20 protein-coding genes are annotated in these 18448 nt (G+C 39.4%); all 20 read right to left on the bottom strand.

Annotated elements, in window-relative coordinates; genetic code table 11:
* Positions 1-40: 40 nt before the first annotated feature.
* Positions 41-1678, bottom strand: a complete 1638-nt coding sequence (groL, locus tag B3297_RS06080) for a chaperonin GroEL (RefSeq protein WP_070561631.1) — start codon at positions 1676-1678, stop codon at positions 41-43.
* 163 nt (positions 1679-1841) lie between these two features.
* Positions 1842-2117 (bottom strand): co-chaperone GroES, encoded by a 276-nt coding sequence (locus tag B3297_RS06075; RefSeq protein ID WP_028070710.1) that lies wholly within the window; start codon positions 2115-2117, stop codon positions 1842-1844.
* A 302-nt stretch (positions 2118-2419) separates the two neighbouring features.
* Positions 2420-2833: a preprotein translocase subunit SecG gene (gene secG / locus B3297_RS06070; RefSeq protein ID WP_070561633.1), complete on the bottom strand. Its 414-nt coding sequence runs from the start codon at positions 2831-2833 to the stop codon at positions 2420-2422.
* A 12-nt stretch (positions 2834-2845) separates the two neighbouring features.
* Positions 2846-3916: a hypothetical protein gene (locus B3297_RS06065; RefSeq protein ID WP_286778577.1), complete on the bottom strand. Its 1071-nt coding sequence runs from the start codon at positions 3914-3916 to the stop codon at positions 2846-2848.
* Positions 3917-3929: 13 nt separating this feature from the next.
* Positions 3930-4445 (bottom strand): LptE family protein, encoded by a 516-nt coding sequence (locus tag B3297_RS06060; RefSeq protein ID WP_070561637.1) that lies wholly within the window; start codon positions 4443-4445, stop codon positions 3930-3932.
* Positions 4446-4454: 9 nt separating this feature from the next.
* Positions 4455-5729: a sigma-54 interaction domain-containing protein gene (locus B3297_RS06055; protein ID WP_070561639.1), complete on the bottom strand. Its 1275-nt coding sequence runs from the start codon at positions 5727-5729 to the stop codon at positions 4455-4457.
* 36 nt (positions 5730-5765) lie between these two features.
* Positions 5766-7202 (bottom strand): tRNA (N6-isopentenyl adenosine(37)-C2)-methylthiotransferase MiaB, encoded by a 1437-nt coding sequence (gene miaB / locus B3297_RS06050; RefSeq protein WP_115046985.1) that lies wholly within the window; start codon positions 7200-7202, stop codon positions 5766-5768.
* 314 nt (positions 7203-7516) lie between these two features.
* Complete coding sequence (locus B3297_RS06045; RefSeq protein WP_172462318.1) at positions 7517-8206, bottom strand: OmpA family protein; 690 nt, start codon at positions 8204-8206, stop codon at positions 7517-7519.
* A gap of 211 nt (positions 8207-8417) precedes the next feature.
* Positions 8418-9170, bottom strand: coding sequence for a hypothetical protein (locus tag B3297_RS06040; protein ID WP_070561645.1), 753 nt, complete (start codon positions 9168-9170; stop codon positions 8418-8420).
* Between the two features lie 205 nt (positions 9171-9375).
* Positions 9376-9774: a hypothetical protein gene (locus B3297_RS06035; protein WP_112373963.1), complete on the bottom strand. Its 399-nt coding sequence runs from the start codon at positions 9772-9774 to the stop codon at positions 9376-9378.
* An 11-nt stretch (positions 9775-9785) separates the two neighbouring features.
* Complete coding sequence (rlmD, locus tag B3297_RS06030; protein ID WP_070561796.1) at positions 9786-11195, bottom strand: 23S rRNA (uracil(1939)-C(5))-methyltransferase RlmD; 1410 nt, start codon at positions 11193-11195, stop codon at positions 9786-9788.
* A 424-nt stretch (positions 11196-11619) separates the two neighbouring features.
* Positions 11620-12195: a TetR/AcrR family transcriptional regulator gene (locus B3297_RS06025; RefSeq protein WP_046674798.1), complete on the bottom strand. Its 576-nt coding sequence runs from the start codon at positions 12193-12195 to the stop codon at positions 11620-11622.
* A gap of 125 nt (positions 12196-12320) precedes the next feature.
* Positions 12321-13361, bottom strand: coding sequence for a phenylalanine--tRNA ligase subunit alpha (pheS, locus tag B3297_RS06020; RefSeq protein ID WP_046674797.1), 1041 nt, complete (start codon positions 13359-13361; stop codon positions 12321-12323).
* A 236-nt stretch (positions 13362-13597) separates the two neighbouring features.
* A complete protein-coding gene (locus tag B3297_RS06015) occupies positions 13598-14056 on the bottom strand; it encodes a single-stranded DNA-binding protein (protein ID WP_046674796.1) in 459 nt (152 codons plus the stop codon).
* 19 nt (positions 14057-14075) lie between these two features.
* Entirely contained in the window at positions 14076-15125 is a 1050-nt protein-coding gene (gene mutY / locus B3297_RS06010; protein WP_070561649.1) for an A/G-specific adenine glycosylase, read from the bottom strand.
* Between the two features lie 42 nt (positions 15126-15167).
* Positions 15168-15650, bottom strand: a complete 483-nt coding sequence (locus B3297_RS06005; protein WP_053003768.1) for a hypothetical protein — start codon at positions 15648-15650, stop codon at positions 15168-15170.
* Positions 15643-16584, bottom strand: coding sequence for an urease accessory protein UreD (locus B3297_RS06000; protein WP_112373964.1), 942 nt, complete (start codon positions 16582-16584; stop codon positions 15643-15645). Before B3297_RS06000 ends, B3297_RS06005 begins: the two co-directional genes overlap by 8 nt.
* Before the next feature lie 12 nt (positions 16585-16596).
* Positions 16597-17217, bottom strand: a complete 621-nt coding sequence (gene ureG / locus B3297_RS05995) for an urease accessory protein UreG (RefSeq protein ID WP_046674969.1) — start codon at positions 17215-17217, stop codon at positions 16597-16599.
* Between the two features lie 16 nt (positions 17218-17233).
* On the bottom strand, positions 17234-17920 hold the full coding sequence (locus tag B3297_RS05990) for an urease accessory protein UreF (RefSeq protein ID WP_070561653.1): 687 nt from the start codon (positions 17918-17920) through the stop codon (positions 17234-17236).
* Between the two features lie 23 nt (positions 17921-17943).
* The gene (locus tag B3297_RS05985; protein ID WP_112373965.1) at positions 17944-18438 is read right to left on the bottom strand and encodes an urease accessory protein UreE; all 495 of its coding nucleotides are present in this window, start codon (positions 18436-18438) and stop codon (positions 17944-17946) included.
* Positions 18439-18448: the final 10 nt, after the last annotated feature.

Below are 18448 nucleotides of genomic sequence, written 5' to 3'. Positions count from 1 at the left end.
CCAAATGAGCCTTTCTTTTTTATTTAGAAATGGGATGATCTTACATCATTCCACCCATACCGCCACCCATTGGAGGAGCACCAGCACCTACAGGGTTTTCTTCAGCTTCGTCAGCCAATACACACTCTGTAGTTAATAACATTGAAGCAACTGAAGCTGCATTTTCCAATGCTACACGAGATACTTTAGTTGGATCAATTACACCAGCAGCGATTAAGTTTTCGTAACGGTCTGTACGTGCATTGTAACCGAAATCTGCAGTTCCTTCTTTCACTTTTTGAACGATTACTGCGCCTTCGATACCAGCGTTATTACAGATCTGACGTAATGGCTCTTCGATAGCGCGTTTGATGATGTCAATACCGATTTGCTCATCTTCGTTGTCACCTTTAAGGTTTACCAAAGCTTCAGTTGAGCGAATGAAGGCAACACCACCACCAGCGATAATACCTTCTTCAACAGCTGCACGAGTTGCGTGTAAAGCATCATCAACACGGTCTTTTTTCTCTTTCATTTCAACCTCAGTAGTTGCACCGACATATAACACGGCTACACCACCTGACAATTTTGCTAAACGTTCTTGTAGTTTTTCGCGATCGTAGTCAGAAGTTGTTGTTTCGATTTGTGAACGGATTTGAGCAACACGTGCTTTAATATCCTCTACATTACCAGAACCATTGATAATCGTTGTGTTATCTTTGTCAACTTGAACTTTTTCAGCTTGACCTAAGTAAGATAACTCAGCATTTTCTAATTTGAAACCTCTTTCTTCAGAGATAACAGTACCACCAGTTAAGATAGCGATATCTTCTAACATTGCTTTACGACGGTCACCGAAACCTGGAGCTTTAACAGCCGCAACTTTCAACGAACCACGGATTTTATTAACAACTAATGTTGCCAATGCCTCACCATCTAAGTCTTCAGCAATGATTAATAATGGTTTACCAGTTTGAACTTGTTTCTCCAAGATAGGCAACAATTCTTTCATGTTGCTGATTTTCTTGTCGTAGATCAAAATGTATGGATTATCTAATTCCGCTTCCATTTTGTCAGAGTTGGTCACAAAATATGGAGACAAATAACCACGGTCAAATTGCATACCTTCTACAGTTTTTACTTCTGTTTCAGTACCTTTTGCCTCTTCAACAGTGATAACACCGTCGTTACCTACTTTTTCCATTGCTTGAGCAATCAAAGCACCAATTACTTCGTCGTTGTTTGCAGAAATAGTAGCAACTTGTTTAATTTTATTATTGTCTTGACCAACTTCTTGAGATTGAGATTTCAAGTTAGCAACAACAGTTGCAACAGCTTTGTCAATACCACGTTTTAGATCCATTGGATTAGCTCCAGCAGCCACAGATTTGATACCTGGAGCAACGATTGCTTGTGCCAATACAGTAGCAGTAGTCGTACCGTCACCAGCTTGATCTGCTGTTTTAGAAGCTACTTCTTTTACCATTTGTGCACCCATATTTTCTAAAGCGTCTTTCAATTCGATTTCTTTCGCTACCGAAACACCATCTTTAGTAATTACTGGAGCACCAAATTTTTTCTCAATAATTACGTTACGTCCTTTAGGACCCAATGTTACTTTAACTGCATTCGCTAAAGTATCTACACCTTTTTTAAGGGCCTCGCGAGCCTCAACGTTATATTTTACTTGTTTTGCCATTTTTATATGAGTATTTAGTATTTCTAAGAAGTGTAATTCGAGTTTAAATTAAACCGTAAACCGATTTATTTTTTACACGTCCAATTTTACAGCTTCACTAAAATAACCTATTGAATTTTTAATTGAGCCAGTAAGCTCGTTTTAAATAAACTGTTCCTATTAATTAGATAACCGCGTAAATATCAGACTCACGCATAATTAAGTACTCTTTTCCTTCGTAAGTAATTTCAGTACCTGCGTATTTTCCGTATAATACTTTGTCACCAACTTTCACAGTTAACGGTTCGTCAACTTTACCTGTACCTACAGCAACTACTGTACCTTGAGATGGTTTTTCTTTTGCTGTATCGGGGATATACAACCCTGAAGCTGTTTTTTCTTCTGCTGGAGCAGCTTCTACTACTACTCTGTCTCCGATAGGTTTGATACTTAATGCCATAATTAATTTACTTTTTATCTGTTATTGAATTTATTTTAATGTTATAATCGCTATAAACACATCATCTTTTATGCCAATTGTAATTAAGACAGCTTATAAGACAATTTTTCACAGAAAAGTTAATATCTCCATCGACAAAAATTCATTTTGCTGTCACACTGTCATTCCCAGTCTGTCAGTCTTACTTCCGTCGACAGATAGACTAATAAATTTATCGCTACATACCTGTCTTAAACAAAATATCGAACATAAAAAAGCCCCGTCTGTACAAACAAACGGGGCTCATCATTTTTTACTGACAACTATTTCTTAGCTTCTTCTGCTGGTTTTGTTGTCGGTGTAGCCGCTGGAGCCTTTTCTTGCGATTGAGCCGGAGCAGCTTGCCCTTGTCCCGCCGGAGCGCCAACAGGTTGTTGTCCAGTACCCAAGTTCAATGGACCTTGTTGTTTAGGCGCTTCGATTTGACCCCCCAATCCACCTTTAGATGTACTTGGAGACGTACCAATAACATTTACACCTAAGCTAAATACCATAATGGCAATAACCATGATCCAGGTACCTTTTTCCAAAAAGTCACCTGTACGTTTTACTCCCATAAGATTCGTTCCACCTGAAAAACCAGATGACAAACCTCCTCCTTTTGGATTTTGGATTAAAACCAAAAACGCCAAAATAATACTAGCTAATATGATTAGACCGATTAATAATCCTTGCATCTCTTTATGTTATTAATTTAATTTCTTTTCTAATTCTGTTATGCGTGCCGCAAAGTAAGCATTTTTTTCTGGATATTTCAAAACTAATTTTTTGTAAACATCTATTGCTTTTGGATATAAGCCCTGTTCCACATAGATCTTTGCAAGTGTTTCGGTAACAAGTGAATGCTGATCTTCCGAACTTTTTCTAGCTTTATTCTCCAAGTCTAACTTTTCTGCTTGCAGGGGCTGAATCATAGGTTCTTCACGAATAAATTTTTCGATTACCTCGTCTGTTTTACGCGGTATTTGAAAAGAGATTGTCGTTTTAACCTCATCACTTAACTTTGCTTCAGGCGATTGTAAATGAAAGATATTTTCCCGGATCTGTTGATCGAGTAGCTGATTATCCAGCTTCTCATGAATTTTAGCAATATCGTCATTCGAGGGCGTCATTGGGCGTAATGAAGATTTTACATAGGGCTGATAGGTATCAGCATATTCTAATCTCGTCTTATGCAACCACCACAAGAAACTGTAGGGCATGGTATCATCATCATAGACCGAAACACGCTCCTGACCATCATCCATTGTATTGGCAACAGCTTCCGCTACAACAGGTGCTACTAATGCAGGTTCCTCTGAATCGACACTATTTTCTTGCTGCTGATCGTTTGACCGAAAATAATCTTTTGCAACCCCGGCTTGAATCAAACGATCCAATTCATCAACCTCAATCTTGGATAAAACTGGTTCAGCTACCGTTTCACGCTCAGCTTCAATTTCGATAGTCCCATCATCGTCGCGAAGTGCTCCATCCACTGGAATTTCATCTGACGGCATGAATACATCAGGCTCTGTCGTTGGTTTACAATGCATAAATTCATACAACCAACTCGGAGAAGATGCATAGAGCAAAGTAGACGATAAATTCTGAACTGAACTATGCTTGCCAAAAACTTTGCGTTCATAGATAAATCGCAGGCTTTGGGCATAAGGGTATTTTTCAATCAATGCTAAAACAACATCTTCCGCCACAGTGTCGGGATGATTGATTGCTTGAAAAAAAAGCTCGTTATTGGATAATGATATAATAAGATTCATCTTGGAAATAGAATTACCAATTAGCAAACGCTTTATTGTATATATCCTCAGTTAGCATTTGAATAATTTCTTTACCCAAGGTCTCTTCTTGTGCACTCTGAAGATTACCTGCAAACTCTTTAAATCGCGTAAAAGGCTGTTCAAAATCATCCTTCGGATTAATTTTATTATGATAACTAACCTTGATTGTAATCGTCAACCTATTCATCGCTGCACGATCTGTCCCAGCTTCAACAGCTGCAGGACTTATCGAATACTCTGTAATAAATCCCTCAAAGGTAGCATCACCGTCTTGATTCACCTGACTCAATCGAGATTGGTTACGGATACGTTCTTTCAGTGCCTCCGTAAAATTCTGACTTAAGGTTGGATAAACCAAAGGAGCTATATTTTCGAAATATTGAATATTAACTGTTTTCATTCCCTCAGGAATGGATCCACCAGTAAATCCATATTTTACCCCACAACTATTCATTACAAACAAAAAGATTGTGGTGAGAAAAGCATATAAAATTTTTCTTGACAACATCTGTAAACCTTAATCTAAATTTAAGTCTTTAATTTTTCTGTACAAAGTTCTTTCAGAAATCCCCAACTCTTGCGCAGCAGCTTTACGTTTACCTCGGTGCTTTTTCAGCGCTTTTTTAATCAGATCAGACTCTTTATCAACAAGCGATAAAGATTCCTCAACTTCTTGAGCATCCTGCAGGTATTCATCCTGTGCAACAGGACTTTTTAATACGTTTGTTGTATTTGCTGGAGAATGTATGGTGAGCGTTGGGGTTGTATTATAATTTTCTGGTTCTGCTTTCAATTGTGGTTCAATCTCCTGGTATAACTGATTAATGTAAGGGGAATTTTGATCAAATGTGCTCGAATCGACACCTTTCTGAATTAATTCAACCACCAGTTTTTTCAGATCAACCATATCCTTCTTCATATCAAATAAGACCTTATACAGCAAATCTCTTTCGGAGAAATCCTCTTTTCCACCATTATTTGAAGGAACTACCGCTGGCAAACTCGTTCGGGATTCATTGGGCAGATAATTTTGAAGTGTATAGGCATCGACAACGCGTTCTTTCTCCAAAACTGCAATTTGCTCCGCAACATTTTTCAGTTGACGCACGTTTCCGGGCCAGCTATAGTTGCGCAGCATATTTTGTGCATCCTCTGTCAATTGAACCCCAGGTGTACGGTATTTCTCAGAAAAATCTACAATAAACTTGCGAAATAATAAGTTGATATCTTCAGGTCTTTCACGTAATGACGGTACACGCAACGGTACAGTATTCAGACGATAATAAAGATCTTCGCGAAATTTACCTTTTTGTACAGCTTCAAATACATTCACATTTGTCGCAGCAACCACACGTACATTTGTCTTCTGTACCTTGGATGACCCTACCCGTATATACTCACCTGACTCCAATACACGTAATAATCTTGCTTGCGTACCCAAAGGCAACTCACCTACTTCATCCAAAAAGATTGTTCCACCGTCAACGACCTCAAAATATCCCTTTCTGGCTTCATGGGCACCTGTAAAGGAACCCTTTTCGTGACCAAATAACTCAGAGTCAATGGTCCCCTCTGGTATAGCTCCACAATTGACCGCAATAAAAGGGCCATGCTTACGTGAGCTTAATTGATGGATAATATGCGAAAAAACCTCTTTACCACTCCCACTTTCACCTTGTATTAGTACGGAGATATCAGTTGGAGCCACTTGTCGTGCAATATCAATAGCACGATTCAACAAAGGCGAATTACCAATAATTCCAAATCTATTCTTTATATCTTGGTTATCCATAAATTTCCAGTTGGAAATAAAACAATCTAAGTTTTCTTAATCAACAATCTTTCCCAATAATGTCGCAGAGGTACATGACTCGATAAGTACATTCACATAATCGCCTTGTTTAAATCGAGGATCAATTGGAAATACCACCAATGCATTTTGATCATTACGGCCACAGAAATCAAACTCAGATCTTTTCGAAAATCCCTCAACAAGCACTTTACAAACTTTGCCAATAAAATGTTGATAACGGTATAAACTATGATCGCGCTGTTTATTGATCACTTCTGTCAAACGACGTTTTTTAACATCTTCAGGAATATCATCTGCGTATCTTTTTGCCGCCAATGTACCTGGTCTTTCTGAATAAGCAAACATATAGGCGAAATCGTATTTGACATAATCCATCATAGACAATGTTTCTTGATGCTCCTCTTCTGTTTCAGTACAGAAACCTGTAATAACATCTGTGGAAATAGCACAATCCGGAATAATACGACGGATGGCATCGACACGCTCCATATACCATTCACGGTCATAGGTACGGTTCATTAATTCCAATACTCTAGAGTTCCCTGATTGAACTGGCAAGTGAATATAATTACAGATGTTTTCATGCGAAGCGATTGCATATAAAACTTCATCTGTAATATCTTTTGGATGGGAAGTAGAGAAGCGAATACGTAAAAGCGGGCTGATTTCAGCAACCATTGTAAGCAAGCTAGCAAATGTTATGGTTTCACCCGGTTCCTCCCCTTCAGCTACTGGAGCAGTATATTTATACGAATCCACATTTTGTCCCAACAACGTAACCTCCTTATATCCGGCATTGAAAAGATCTTGGGCTTCCTTCACGATAGATTGTGGATCACGACTACGTTCACGTCCACGTGTAAAAGGAACAACACAAAAAGAACACATATTGTCGCAACCGCGCATAATCGAAATAAAAGCTGTCACACCGTTCGAGTTTAAACGGACAGGATTAATATCGGCATACGTTTCCTCCCGAGATAATAAAACGTTTACAGCTTTAGCTCCATCGTCAACTTTATCAATCAAATTTGGTAGATCGCGATAAGCATCTGGCCCCACCACGACATCCACCAACTTTTCTTCTTCTAAAAATTTCGATTTCAAACGCTCCGCCATACAGCCCAGCACACCAACGATCATTCCGGGATTTTTTGCTTTAGCAGCTTCAAATTCCTTTAGACGATTGCGTACCCGCTGTTCTGCATTTTCGCGGATTGAACAGGTATTAATAAAAACCACATCAGCTTCCTGATAATTCTTGGTTGTTTCAAATCCCTTATCCAACAAAATAGAAGCAACAATCTCACTATCCGAAAAATTCATCTGGCAACCGTAACTTTCAATATACAGTTTGCGTCCATTACTTAAAATCGGATCCTGTTCTAATAATAATGCCTCACCCTGACGAGATTCGTCGTGTTCCTTAGTGGTATGTGTTAAATCTAGCATAGCTCGATATTCAATAGAATATAATTTTTATTATTTTCGATGGAATAACTAACGCAAATACTCATCTTTTGCTGATCTGATTTCAAGCCCTTAGTTATTTCAAAGACTACAAAGTTAGAAATTTAAATCCATATAATGACAGTTTGTCAGACAGAAATATGGTTTATACTTTGTCAAATTTTAGGCGTAAATGGGCCGTATAAAAATTCGGACGGCTGTATTCCACAAAAAAAGCGCTGAATTTATCAGCGCTTTTTCTATGATTCGCAATCAAGTCAAACAGACTCCGAAAAGACCAAAGTCCTGAATCAGATTTATTGACCTGCTTGTTGTTTTGCTTCTTTCTTCATTTGATCACCTGCCACAATCACGATTTCAACACGACGATTTTGAGCACGTCCTGCTTCCGTATCGTTACTTGCAATTGGCTCAGAGAAGTTTCTACCTTCAGTTCTAATACGCGAAGACGCTAAGCCTTTAGATACCGCAAATGCACGTACAGAATTTGCGCGGTCCAAAGACACTTTTTCATTCGCAGCCAACGTACCTACATTATCTGTATGTCCGATAACCAGGATTTCAGTACCTTGTTCTTTGTTCAAGGTTGTTACCAAATTTGCGATATTATCTTTAGCTGACGCTTTTAAATCTGATTTATTGAAATCGAATAAAATACCTGAATCAAACTTAACCACGATTCCTTCCGCAGATTGTGTAACTTCCGCGCCTTCAACAGTTTTAGAAATCTCAGCGGCTTGCTTATCCATTTTTTTACCGATCAATACACCTGCAGCACCACCAATGGCAGCACCAGCCAAAGTACCTATTGCCGTATTACCAGCTTTACCTCCGATCAATGCACCCAATGCACCACCGGCAACACCACCGATTACGCCGCCTTTAGTTGTATTATTTGTATTTTGGATGGTAGAACAACTTCCAAATAACATAGCTGAGGTTGCAACTGTTAAACCTAATACAGCCAATTTTCTATTCATTTTCATATGTATGCTATCTAAGACTTTTAATATTCAAATTAAATACCGTTCTACTAAAATCAAACAAAGTGCCAAAAGATATTTTTATCAACTTTTTTGTTACAAAACACGACAAAAGGCCCTTAAAACTTCCGAAAATGACGTTGATACGCTACAAAATTTTAAATCACCTTTTCCGACCTTACAATCAGCTAACAGTAACAAAAGCAAAATGTTTTTATTTTTCTTGAGTCTTTACTTCAATATCAGGTAAAAGAGCCCCTTTAGGCCTTCCCTTGGCATTAAAGTCGTCCATAGACTGCTGTACGTAATGCATTAGATCGTACTGTCCCCAATGCTCAGCAAGATCAAACGATGGACGATAGCGTATCATAAAAGCATCTAATTCTGTACTATCCAGTTTCGTCAGGTTTTTAACAGCCTCCCGAGAAAAAATACGATCAACTTGCAACTCATCCTTCTCCCTATCCATAAAACGCCCAAAGCGTTTGGCGTTCTTGGCTTCCCGTCCAAAAAGATTATAAAGCGCTGTTGCCGGGCTACCCAGATAGGTCCCGAACTTATTTTTACCCCCATTATAAACGCCCTTTTTAGCGTAATTACTCATGGCATCATTTAATTCGGCCTCCTTTGTTTTTCGTTCAACGATGACAGTCTCCAATCGGATCCCTTCTTGCAACTCCACATAAAACTCGTTCAGGTTGGTCAGCACAGTTTTAACCGGTGAATACCCAACTTTTGTAAAAGACAAGGAATCTCCTACCGATGCATCAATCGTAAAAACACCAAAAGAGTTACTCAACGTAGACCTGTGTGTACGCATATTAAGCACCACAGCATCTCCAATGCGATTACCGTTACCTTTTTGCAGCACCATCCCCGAAACCTTCTGCAACTGTTGCGCAGTAGCACCGAAATAGGTGAATAACAGTAAAAAAAGCCCTAATATATGTATCTGTATTATTTTCATCCTAATATTTCTCTTCAATTACCCCAATTGGTTTCAGTGCGATTGTGATTCTCAACAATTTTATTGGGTCAAACATTTATTTCCGCAAGAACAGTTTATAATTTATTTCAATTTATTAATTCCCTGTTACACCTAACCTACTTTGCTAAAAGTAGTAATAGTTTGACACTTGTACTGTTAAAAAAGTTTAAATATTCTTTGTTGATCACTTGTATGGATAAAAAACAAAATTAGCGCCTTCAGCAACGACAACAAATAAGCACATATAGTCTTTCGCAGGTTTATAGTTCTGAATAAAAGAAGCCTTACGATCTTCTTGAATAATATCCATTTCTACAAACTCTTCCAATGTAGAGGCATTTATACTCCATTTCGTTTCCAATTCTTTACGATCCAATATCAGTTCACCAACAGAAACTTCATGCTGATGTGCAACAAAAATAGGATAGTCAGAATAACCTTCTTCAACAATCTCCTGCGCTACCTCACGGATTGATTCACTATAAAAATCGAGATCTACCTGCAAACTCTTCAATGGACTTTGCGCTGTAGACGCTGCATTTTCTTCTCTTGCAGATCCTGCAAATAAATCTTCTACTTCCATATGGTATCCTATTACTTCTTTAACTCCAATAAAACGACATTCTCAACGTGTTGCGTATGCGGAAACATATCTACCGGCTTGATCCGCTTCACCTCATATTTTTCGCCTAACAACACCAAATCGCGGGCCTGTGTAGCAGCATTACAACTGACATATACAATACGCGGCGATTCCATTTCTAACAAACGCGCTACAACGTCAGCGTGCATTCCTGCACGTGGTGGATCGGTAATAACCACATCCGGTTTACCGTGTTCGGCGATAAAGGAAGGGGTCAACACATCTTTCATATCACCGGCGTAAAACTTTGTATTCGTGATATCATTGATCGACGAATTCACTTTAGCGTCCTCAATGGCAGTGGGAACATACTCTACACCCACAACTTCTCTTGCCTTCTTAGCGACAAAGTTTGCAATTGTACCTGCTCCTGTATACAAATCATACACCAGCTCATCCCCCTTTAAATTGGCAAAGTCACGTGTGATTTTATACAGCTCATACGCTTGTGCAGAGTTTGTTTGATAGAACGACTTAGGCCCCACTTTGTAACGCAAGCCCTCCATCTCCTCATAGATAAAGTCACGACCTGCATATACATGAATATCCTGGTCGAAGATTGTATCATTGCGTTTCTGGTTTACGATATATAACAGGGAAGCGACTTGAGGAAACTTTTCTTTAACAAATTCCATCAACAACTCAACCTGTCCTTCTTCAGGATATGCAAACACAACGATCACCATCATCTCCCCGGTAGACGAGATACGGATAATCAAATTGCGCAATACACCGGTGTGTTCACGCAGATCGTAGAACGTCATACCTTGACTAAGCGCAAAATCACGAATGCTGTTGCGAACTTCATTTGACGGATCTTCTTGCAAAAAACAATGATCAATATCTAAAATCTTATCAAAACGCCCTGGCACGTGAAAACCTAGCGCATTCATTTCCAATTGGGACGCATCTTCATCAACTGAAGTCAACCATTTTTTGTTGGAAAATGTATATTCTAATTTATTTCTATAGTATTCCGTTTGCGCAGAGCCCAAGATACTTTCCATCGCTGAAGTATCCACTTTCCCAATACGCGATAGGGCATTATCGACAGATTGTTGCTTGAATTTTAATTGAGCATCATAGGTCATATGCTGCCATTTACATCCACCACACACACCGAAATGTTCACAAAACGGATCTACGCGATAAGATGAAGCCTCTTTTAAACTGGTTACCCGAGCTTCCGCAAAATTCTTTTTCTTGCGCATAAGCTCCACGTCAACAACATCACCGGGAACAGCTTTTTCTACAAACAAAACCAAATCTTCGGTTTTTCCAACACCTCTACCCTCTTCGGCAATATCAATGATGGCAATATCTTTCAAGAACTTTTTCTCTTGCGGAATTCTTCTACTCATAGGGTGCAAAAATACAAATTTATACCGATTTTTCATCTGCATAAATGATTTATAGCCATTGATTATCACTGGCATAAACGAGTACCTGACGGGTATGATAAGTTTCAAGCGAATAAAATACGGGGATCAGATTCGGACATTGTTCGTACCTTATTCGGATGCGATACAGATTGTGTACCAATACTGACCAGATTCTGACCTGACTCTGAACAGGAATTATCTGTTCCGAGTCAGGTCAATAATAGTTGCAAGAGTGTTCATCTCCGAAGGTGGTACGAACACAATACGAATACAACCCGGCAACAGCATGAACGTTGCAGAGCATCATAAAAAAGTGAGCATGCAAAAAAGATAAGATGTAAACCTTTTTCAGGAATGGACATAACGTCGCGAATTAGAAAGGGATGCGCGCGTTATAACAACTTTACTGAACTGTTGCCTGAACAAGATAAGGAAGGATTTCTTTCTGAAACGAAATAAAGTTTTTCCGCACATCGGCATCTGAGACAGCCGTAAAAGCAAAAGAAAACACAATACTTTTACTGGACTTGATCAAAAAGGTTAGCTTCTCTTCGCTAATCGCTTCATTTATCTTTTCATTCTGAATGAATGTACTTAAGAGCAGAAACTCCAAATCTTCAGACAGCGTTTTTAAATATTCTTGGGCGTTTGCAGATTCCCGGATAAATTCCCAGCCGATCAATTCATTGCAAGCCGTATAGGTCAGTCGGCTTACCCGCAATATTGTAGACGCCAAAAACGAAGCCATATCATCTTCATATTTGGTTGTTTTCAAAATATCCTGCAGACTCGCACGAAGATAATCCATGAGAATGGCATGCAGGATCATTTCTTTACTATCAAAATACTTGTACACTGTCGCCTTCGCAATCTTAGCTTTTTTTGCCAATGTGTTCACACTGGTTTTATGATAGCCATTTTGACGAAAGAGCTCACGTGCTGTTCTTTTTATGGATTCAATAATATAATCTGGTTCCATATACGTTAGATCGTACGAATGTTGAAAGTCATCTACAAAGCCTAAAGACCAAAAAGCATCACATTGTTCTCTTGCCTAGTTATCGTAGAGAATAATGTGATGCCACAATCTTTACAATGAATAATTTATATTAATTCAGTCTCAAATTGAGACAAGAAACGTGTGTCATTTTCTGAGAAAAGACGTAAGTCTTTAATCACATATTTAAGGTTTGTGATACGTTCTATTCCCATACCAAAAGCAAAACCAGAATACTTTTTACTATCTATACCACAGTTATCAAGCACGTTAGGATCGACCATACCGCAACCTAAAATTTCTACCCAGCCAGAGTACTTACACAAGTTACACCCTGCCCCCTTGCAGATTGTACAGGAGATATCCATTTCGGCCGAAGGTTCAGTGAAAGGAAAATAGGACGGACGGAAACGCACTTTGGTACCTTCACCATACATCTCTTGAACAAAATGATATAACGTTTGTTTCAAATCGGCAAAAGAAACATTTTCGTCTACATATAAACCTTCTACCTGATGAAAGAAACAGTGCGCACGGGCTGATATAGCTTCATTTCTATAAACACGTCCAGGCATTATCGCACGAAATGGCGGTTTACCGGCTTCCATTAAACGCACCTGAACCGAAGAGGTGTGCGTTCTCAATGTAATGTCATTACCTTCTTGTTTTTTGATAAAGAAAGTATCTTGCATATCACGCGCAGGATGTTCCGGCGGAAAATTTAGTGCGGAGAAATTATGCCAATCATCTTCAATTTCCGGTCCTTCTGATACAATAAAGCCTAATTTCTTGAAAATTTCAACAATTTCTTTACGAACTAAAGAGATGGGATGTCTAGACCCCAGCTGAAAACCTTGACCAGGCAATGTTAAATCACCCGCTAGTTCCTGGGATTTTTGCTTCTCACCAGACCCGAACTTTTCTTGTGCTTCTTTGAATGTATTTTCTGCTAACTGCTTAAATTCATTCAACACTTTTCCCAAAGTACGCTTCTCTTCAGGCGTAACTGTTTTGAATTCATCAAAAAGATTTTTCACAATCCCTTTGGAAACCAAAAACTTCAATCTGAAATTTTCTACATCGGCTGAAGAAGCTGGCGCAAATGCCTTAATCTCTTCAGTATACTGCGTAATTCTATCTTGCAACATAATTAGAGCAAACATAGCCAAAATTTCCACCAAAAAGAAATTTTGAACTTCGACCGGGCATTAAAAACATCACAACAGAAACAGCATGCTCGCTTGGGAGAAAGGAATCAGATTATACGGCTAAAACGCTGATAAAACAAAAGAGCGGGCTTAGTTGCCTGCTCTTTTGTTTTATCGATGATTTTACAATAGTTATTATACATGTAAAGTTTTTACATAATCTCAAATTCTTCAGCTTAAAATGGTAATGGATTATCCTCCTGATCATTCTCCGTAAAATCGACCTCCACTTCCTTATCTTCGACTTTTTGCGCCTGCGTGTTTGCTGTATTACCAGCACTTACACCAGCATTCGGTTCAAAATCCGATTTACGACCTAAAAGCGTGAAGGTTTCAGCGACAACCTCTGTAGCATATCGTCTAATACCCTCCTTATCCTCATAAGTACGCGTCCGCAGTCGACCTTCAATATAAACTAACTTCCCCTTTGTTAGATATTTTACAGCCACGTCAGCCAGACCTCGCCACATTACAATATTGTGCCATTCGGTTTGTTCTACTCTTTTCCCGTCTTTGTTATACGTTTCTGATGTTGCCAATGGAAAACTGGCAACAGAGACATTACCTTCTAAATAGCGAATTTCGGGATCTTTTCCAAGATGTCCCACTAAAATGACTTTGTTAACTCCTGACATAATTTAAAAGCATAAATGGTTAAAAATTTGACCTTTCCAAAAAGGTAAAGATCAACTTGTGTTTAGCTAATTTATCTAAATCTTTTAGAAATACATAATCCCAATTGGATTTTTTTTGAATTAGATCGCCTTTTAACCGCACCTCAAAAAATGTCGCGTAGATATTCTGATGACTCAGGATATGTTTTGTCTGCTGCTGTAAAACATAAAGTTGTGCATCGGGGCCGAAACAGGAAATAAACCACTCATCGCTAAGAACATCCGGAATAGACAAGCTGTAGTTAGACTCCAAAAGCGGAAACTCATATAGGTTCTGCCAAACGTCACTTGCACCGCGTTTGGACATCAGTATCCGATCGTTGTCCTTCAAGATAAAATAATTAAAGTATCTATCTTTACTTGCCTTGGCTTTAAGCTTTACAGGCAACTGCTCTACCTGCCCCTGACTCAGCGCATAACAGGAAGGACGAAACATACAGAATTCACATAAAGGCAGCTTGGGCTTACAATGGGTAGCCCCAAAATCCATAATTGCCTGATTATACAATGCCGGGTGTTTACGATCAAGATTTTCTTTAGCGATAGCTGTAAAAATCTTCTTTCCTTCTGTAGAATTGATAGGTGTTTCTATGCCATAGTATCGCGCTAGTACACGAAACACATTTCCATCCAATACCGCCTGGGCTTCATCGTTCGCAAAAGAAGATATCGCCGCAGCAGTATACTCACCTATTCCCGGAAGCGTTATTAATGTTTGATAATCTACCGGAAAGACACCCTGATACTGATCGCGAACAATTCGGGCAGCCTTATGCATGTTCCGTCCTCGAGAATAATAACCCAGACCTTGCCAAAGATGGAGAATATCATCTTCTTCTGCATTCGCAAATTCCACAACATTCTTAAATCGCTCGACAAAACGTACATAATAGGGTAAGCCCTGTTCGACACGAGTCTGTTGCAGAATAATTTCAGAAAGCCATATTTTGTAGGCATCTTTTGTTTCTCGCCACGGCAGATCTCGTTTATGCTGTCGATACCATGCTTGCAATTCCTCGCCAAATTTCATAGCGACAAAAATGCGCAATTTTTCGCTAAAACCAACATTTCATCATTCGAGGATAGGCCTACGAATGTAGGTAATCTGCTCATCAGGTTCCAAAATCGTATTTTCCAACGTGATAAAGCCCTTGTATTTTTCTTTTAGCGCCTGATAGAGACGTCCGTCATAGGAAACAGCAAATCGCCCATCTGCTTTGAGATAAACTGGCAGATGCCGATTGCCCACGTCGAAGCAGAACTCGCCCACAACTGATAGATTCTGACAATCCAACAATACACAAAGACAAGGTAAAATGTTGACCTGGATAAATAAATCACCGCGATGATAAATACACTGTCCTGAACGCAGTGCGCTGCTATCATCGCGCTGTATGCGCACCAGATTACCCTTTCTTGTTTTTCGCTGGATAACGCGCTTATTTACTTCATAATAGGAAAGATCCAAAATATCTGAATCGCGGCCCAGCTTCAATTGGTCAAAATCAGGGATAACATCAATCCATATCTCCTCGTGCAGGCTCTCCTTATGCATAATTAGTTCCTTCCACCACGACAGCTTCCATCAACTCGGGCTTACTTTTTCGACGGGGTTTGCGCTGTTCAATGACGCTGATTTCCTCGGCCTTCGATTTCTCATCTTCCGCTATCGCTTCAACTGTTGTCTCTTCCTTCTTTTCAGAAAGCTTATATTGTGTAAAATCCCAACACAATTGGCCCAACATGTGTAAGAAGTCGTACAATAACTCTCCATCAGTACCCAAAGCACGCAGGATAACCACATCTTTTGAAGCCTGTGTAAAACCATAAGAAATATCGTTGTATTCGACAGTTAAGATTTCATCCAATTCATATTTTAATTCTTGCGCAAAAAGAGCCGAGAACACAAAAGTGGCCTGATGGGTGTATCCCTCAAAAAACAACATCTTCTGTATCGGCTGACTTTTGGGCCGCAAAACCTGATTGTCAATAAAAGACAGTTTACCATTTCTAAAAATCTTGGTTTGCGTATGCAGACTATCGAACTCAAATGCCTCTTTCATGTGGATTCTACCCACACTAATAATATCCCCCCACATCAAAACCGCATCTTCAGCCAAGTGAATATGATTGCTTGCCTTGAAAATAGAATCCTTAAACGGCGTTACTGGGTGTGGAATGTAATGAAATAGGCCTCCGGCATCCACATGCACATCCGTATGTTGCTTTGCTCCCGTTTTCATGGGGTGAAGCTTATTGAAGGACTGTGTAAAAAGCTTCAATTGTGCATCTTTTTTCACACGAACATCAATATGCAAATAATCCGTATCCATAATACCAGGCGATGCACTCATGATGATCATTTCCAAATGGTTGGTCAATCCTGCAGCGCCATAATGCGTTAGTTTATAAGGTGCATTATGATAACTCTCCTTCAATCTGCTTCTGCCGTCCTCTTTGGCAACATTTAATACGATTTTGCTATCCATATACGATAAAATTTAGCCTACAGGCTCCAACAAAGCATACTTTTTGATCCATGATTTTACATCTTCCAAACCTTCTAAAGTCATTAAGTTTGTAAAAATAAATGGTCGTTCACCGCGCATGCGGATGGTGTCCTGACGCATCACTTCCAAGTCCGCATTTACATAAGGGGCAAGGTCTATTTTATTGATCAACAACAGATCCGAGCGCGTAATACCTGGCCCGCCTTTACGTGGCATTTTTTCGCCTTCAGCAACATCAAGAACGAATATGGTCAAATCGGCTAGATCCGGACTAAACGTGGCTGTCAGATTATCACCCCCACTTTCAACAAATATCAGTTCCACATCCTCAAAACGATGCGCTAATTCTTCTACAGCTTCAATATTCATCGAAGCATCTTCACGGATTGCCGTATGCGGGCAACCTCCTGTTTCAACACCAATAATACGTTCAGCGGGCAGTGCCGAATTCTGCTGTAGATACATCGCGTCCTCACGCGTATAAATATCATTCGTTACAACACAAATACTATAATCTGCCGACATCGAACGTGTCAACCGTTCAATAAGTGCCGTCTTGCCAGAGCCCACAGGACCAGCAACACCAATTTTCACGTAATTTCTCTTAGACATCTTTATTTCAATTTTTTTACGAAATGTAAATTCTCGTGTATAATTTTTCATGTTGCATGCATCGAATATCCTGAGCGATACAACAATTTCCAATTAGATCCTCATCCAGTTCGGGCTGTAATCCGACCAATTTATTAATCAAGGGCTGCAGTTTAAACAAAATCTGCTGTGCATCCATTTGGCTAATGGGAACCAGTTTGGCACAATTCGTCATAATACCATTCAAAGAATTATAATAAAAAGCGCTCAGTGCGTCTGCATAACTAATTTCCTGTGCATGGGCAAACATGGCAAATGCCATTGCATAGTGACCATGCAGTTCTTGCGCATTGATAGCCTTTAGATAAGCCGAACAACGCTTGACCGGTTTTAACTTTTCTGTTAATTTCAAAAACCGTATTCCCAATTTTTTACTGGCATCCCGAATCTCATAGGGGGCTTTGAAAGCAGTAATTAATGCATCCAGTTCAGCGATCTTTTTCTTGGTTGCTCTTGATTCACACAATTGCCAGGCCTTATGAAAAAAAGCGGCATCGTTGTAATAGAAGCTATGCTCCAATAAAGTCTGTGCATATTCTTTTGCTGTTTTAGCATCATGTACAATCTCTTTATTGATATAGGTTTCCAAGCCATAGGAATGTGTGAAGCCTCCAATCGGAAATACAGAGTCGTTAATCTGCATTAATGTCAACAATGGATTCATATGTAATCGTTATTAATTAAGTATTAAAGCCCCTTGGCCAAGGTAATTTTATGCTGGACTACAGCATACTGATGTATGCGTAAAGTATGGGTTCTTTCAATCACCCGTAACTCTTTCGTCGGTGTAAAACCGGCCCTTTCTAAGATTTCCCAGAGGGGGTTTTCATACGCTGCAATAATTTCATGTGCAGCGTTTATGAAAACAGGGATATGTTTATTGCCAATTTCGAGACATATCCGAGCCATATCCAAGAGGTTTTTGGGGCGTACAACAAGGCAAGGACAGGGCAATATTCGAACAGCGATGCGCAGGTCCTTTGTTTCAAACAAAATATCACCGTCGAACAAGGATTCCGTTCCTAAATTTTTAAAGCCTATTTCGCGGCCTGCAACAGTGAAGCCCCGGATAATACGTCTTTCCGTATCGAACCATTCGAGTTCCAAAAAATCAAGTTCAACGCCGTCCTGATCGGTGCCATCGGTCCAAATATTCCCCTTAATGTCTCTTGCTAACAACATAAATAACCAA

The sequence above is a fragment of the Sphingobacterium sp. UBA3519 genome (assembly GCF_002377215.1).
Lineage (GTDB): Bacteria > Bacteroidota > Bacteroidia > Sphingobacteriales > Sphingobacteriaceae > Sphingobacterium > Sphingobacterium multivorum.
The sequence above is the reverse complement of the archived record's forward strand: the minus strand, read 5'-3'. Positions and strand labels throughout refer to the sequence as shown.

Bases quoted from the DNA above. Each gene is read 5' to 3' on its own strand.
- pheS (WP_046674797.1), bottom strand. From the start codon at position 13,361: ATGTTGCAAGATAGAATTACGCAGTATACTGAAGAGATTAAGGCATTT.
- miaB (WP_115046985.1), bottom strand. From the start codon at position 7,202: ATGCTAGATTTAACACATACCACTAAGGAACACGACGAATCTCGTCAG.
- B3297_RS06060 (WP_070561637.1), bottom strand. From the start codon at position 4,445: ATGTTGTCAAGAAAAATTTTATATGCTTTTCTCACCACAATCTTTTTG.
- B3297_RS06015 (WP_046674796.1), bottom strand. From the start codon at position 14,056: ATGTCAGGAGTTAACAAAGTCATTTTAGTGGGACATCTTGGAAAAGAT.
- secG (WP_070561633.1), bottom strand. From the start codon at position 2,833: ATGCAAGGATTATTAATCGGTCTAATCATATTAGCTAGTATTATTTTG.
- groL (WP_070561631.1), bottom strand. From the start codon at position 1,678: ATGGCAAAACAAGTAAAATATAACGTTGAGGCTCGCGAGGCCCTTAAA.
- B3297_RS06040 (WP_070561645.1), bottom strand. From the start codon at position 9,170: ATGAAAATAATACAGATACATATATTAGGGCTTTTTTTACTGTTATTC.
- B3297_RS06025 (WP_046674798.1), bottom strand. From the start codon at position 12,195: ATGGAACCAGATTATATTATTGAATCCATAAAAAGAACAGCACGTGAG.
- B3297_RS06075 (WP_028070710.1), bottom strand. From the start codon at position 2,117: ATGGCATTAAGTATCAAACCTATCGGAGACAGAGTAGTAGTAGAAGCT.
- B3297_RS06055 (WP_070561639.1), bottom strand. From the start codon at position 5,729: ATGGATAACCAAGATATAAAGAATAGATTTGGAATTATTGGTAATTCG.
- mutY (WP_070561649.1), bottom strand. From the start codon at position 15,125: ATGAAATTTGGCGAGGAATTGCAAGCATGGTATCGACAGCATAAACGA.
- B3297_RS05990 (WP_070561653.1), bottom strand. From the start codon at position 17,920: ATGAATCCATTGTTGACATTAATGCAGATTAACGACTCTGTATTTCCG.
- B3297_RS06005 (WP_053003768.1), bottom strand. From the start codon at position 15,650: ATGCATAAGGAGAGCCTGCACGAGGAGATATGGATTGATGTTATCCCT.
- rlmD (WP_070561796.1), bottom strand. From the start codon at position 11,195: ATGAGTAGAAGAATTCCGCAAGAGAAAAAGTTCTTGAAAGATATTGCC.
- B3297_RS05985 (WP_112373965.1), bottom strand. From the start codon at position 18,438: ATGTTGTTAGCAAGAGACATTAAGGGGAATATTTGGACCGATGGCACC.
- B3297_RS06065 (WP_286778577.1), bottom strand. From the start codon at position 3,916: ATGAATCTTATTATATCATTATCCAATAACGAGCTTTTTTTTCAAGCA.
- B3297_RS06000 (WP_112373964.1), bottom strand. From the start codon at position 16,584: ATGGATAGCAAAATCGTATTAAATGTTGCCAAAGAGGACGGCAGAAGC.
- ureG (WP_046674969.1), bottom strand. From the start codon at position 17,217: ATGTCTAAGAGAAATTACGTGAAAATTGGTGTTGCTGGTCCTGTGGGC.
- B3297_RS06045 (WP_172462318.1), bottom strand. From the start codon at position 8,206: ATGAAAATGAATAGAAAATTGGCTGTATTAGGTTTAACAGTTGCAACC.
- B3297_RS06035 (WP_112373963.1), bottom strand. From the start codon at position 9,774: ATGGAAGTAGAAGATTTATTTGCAGGATCTGCAAGAGAAGAAAATGCA.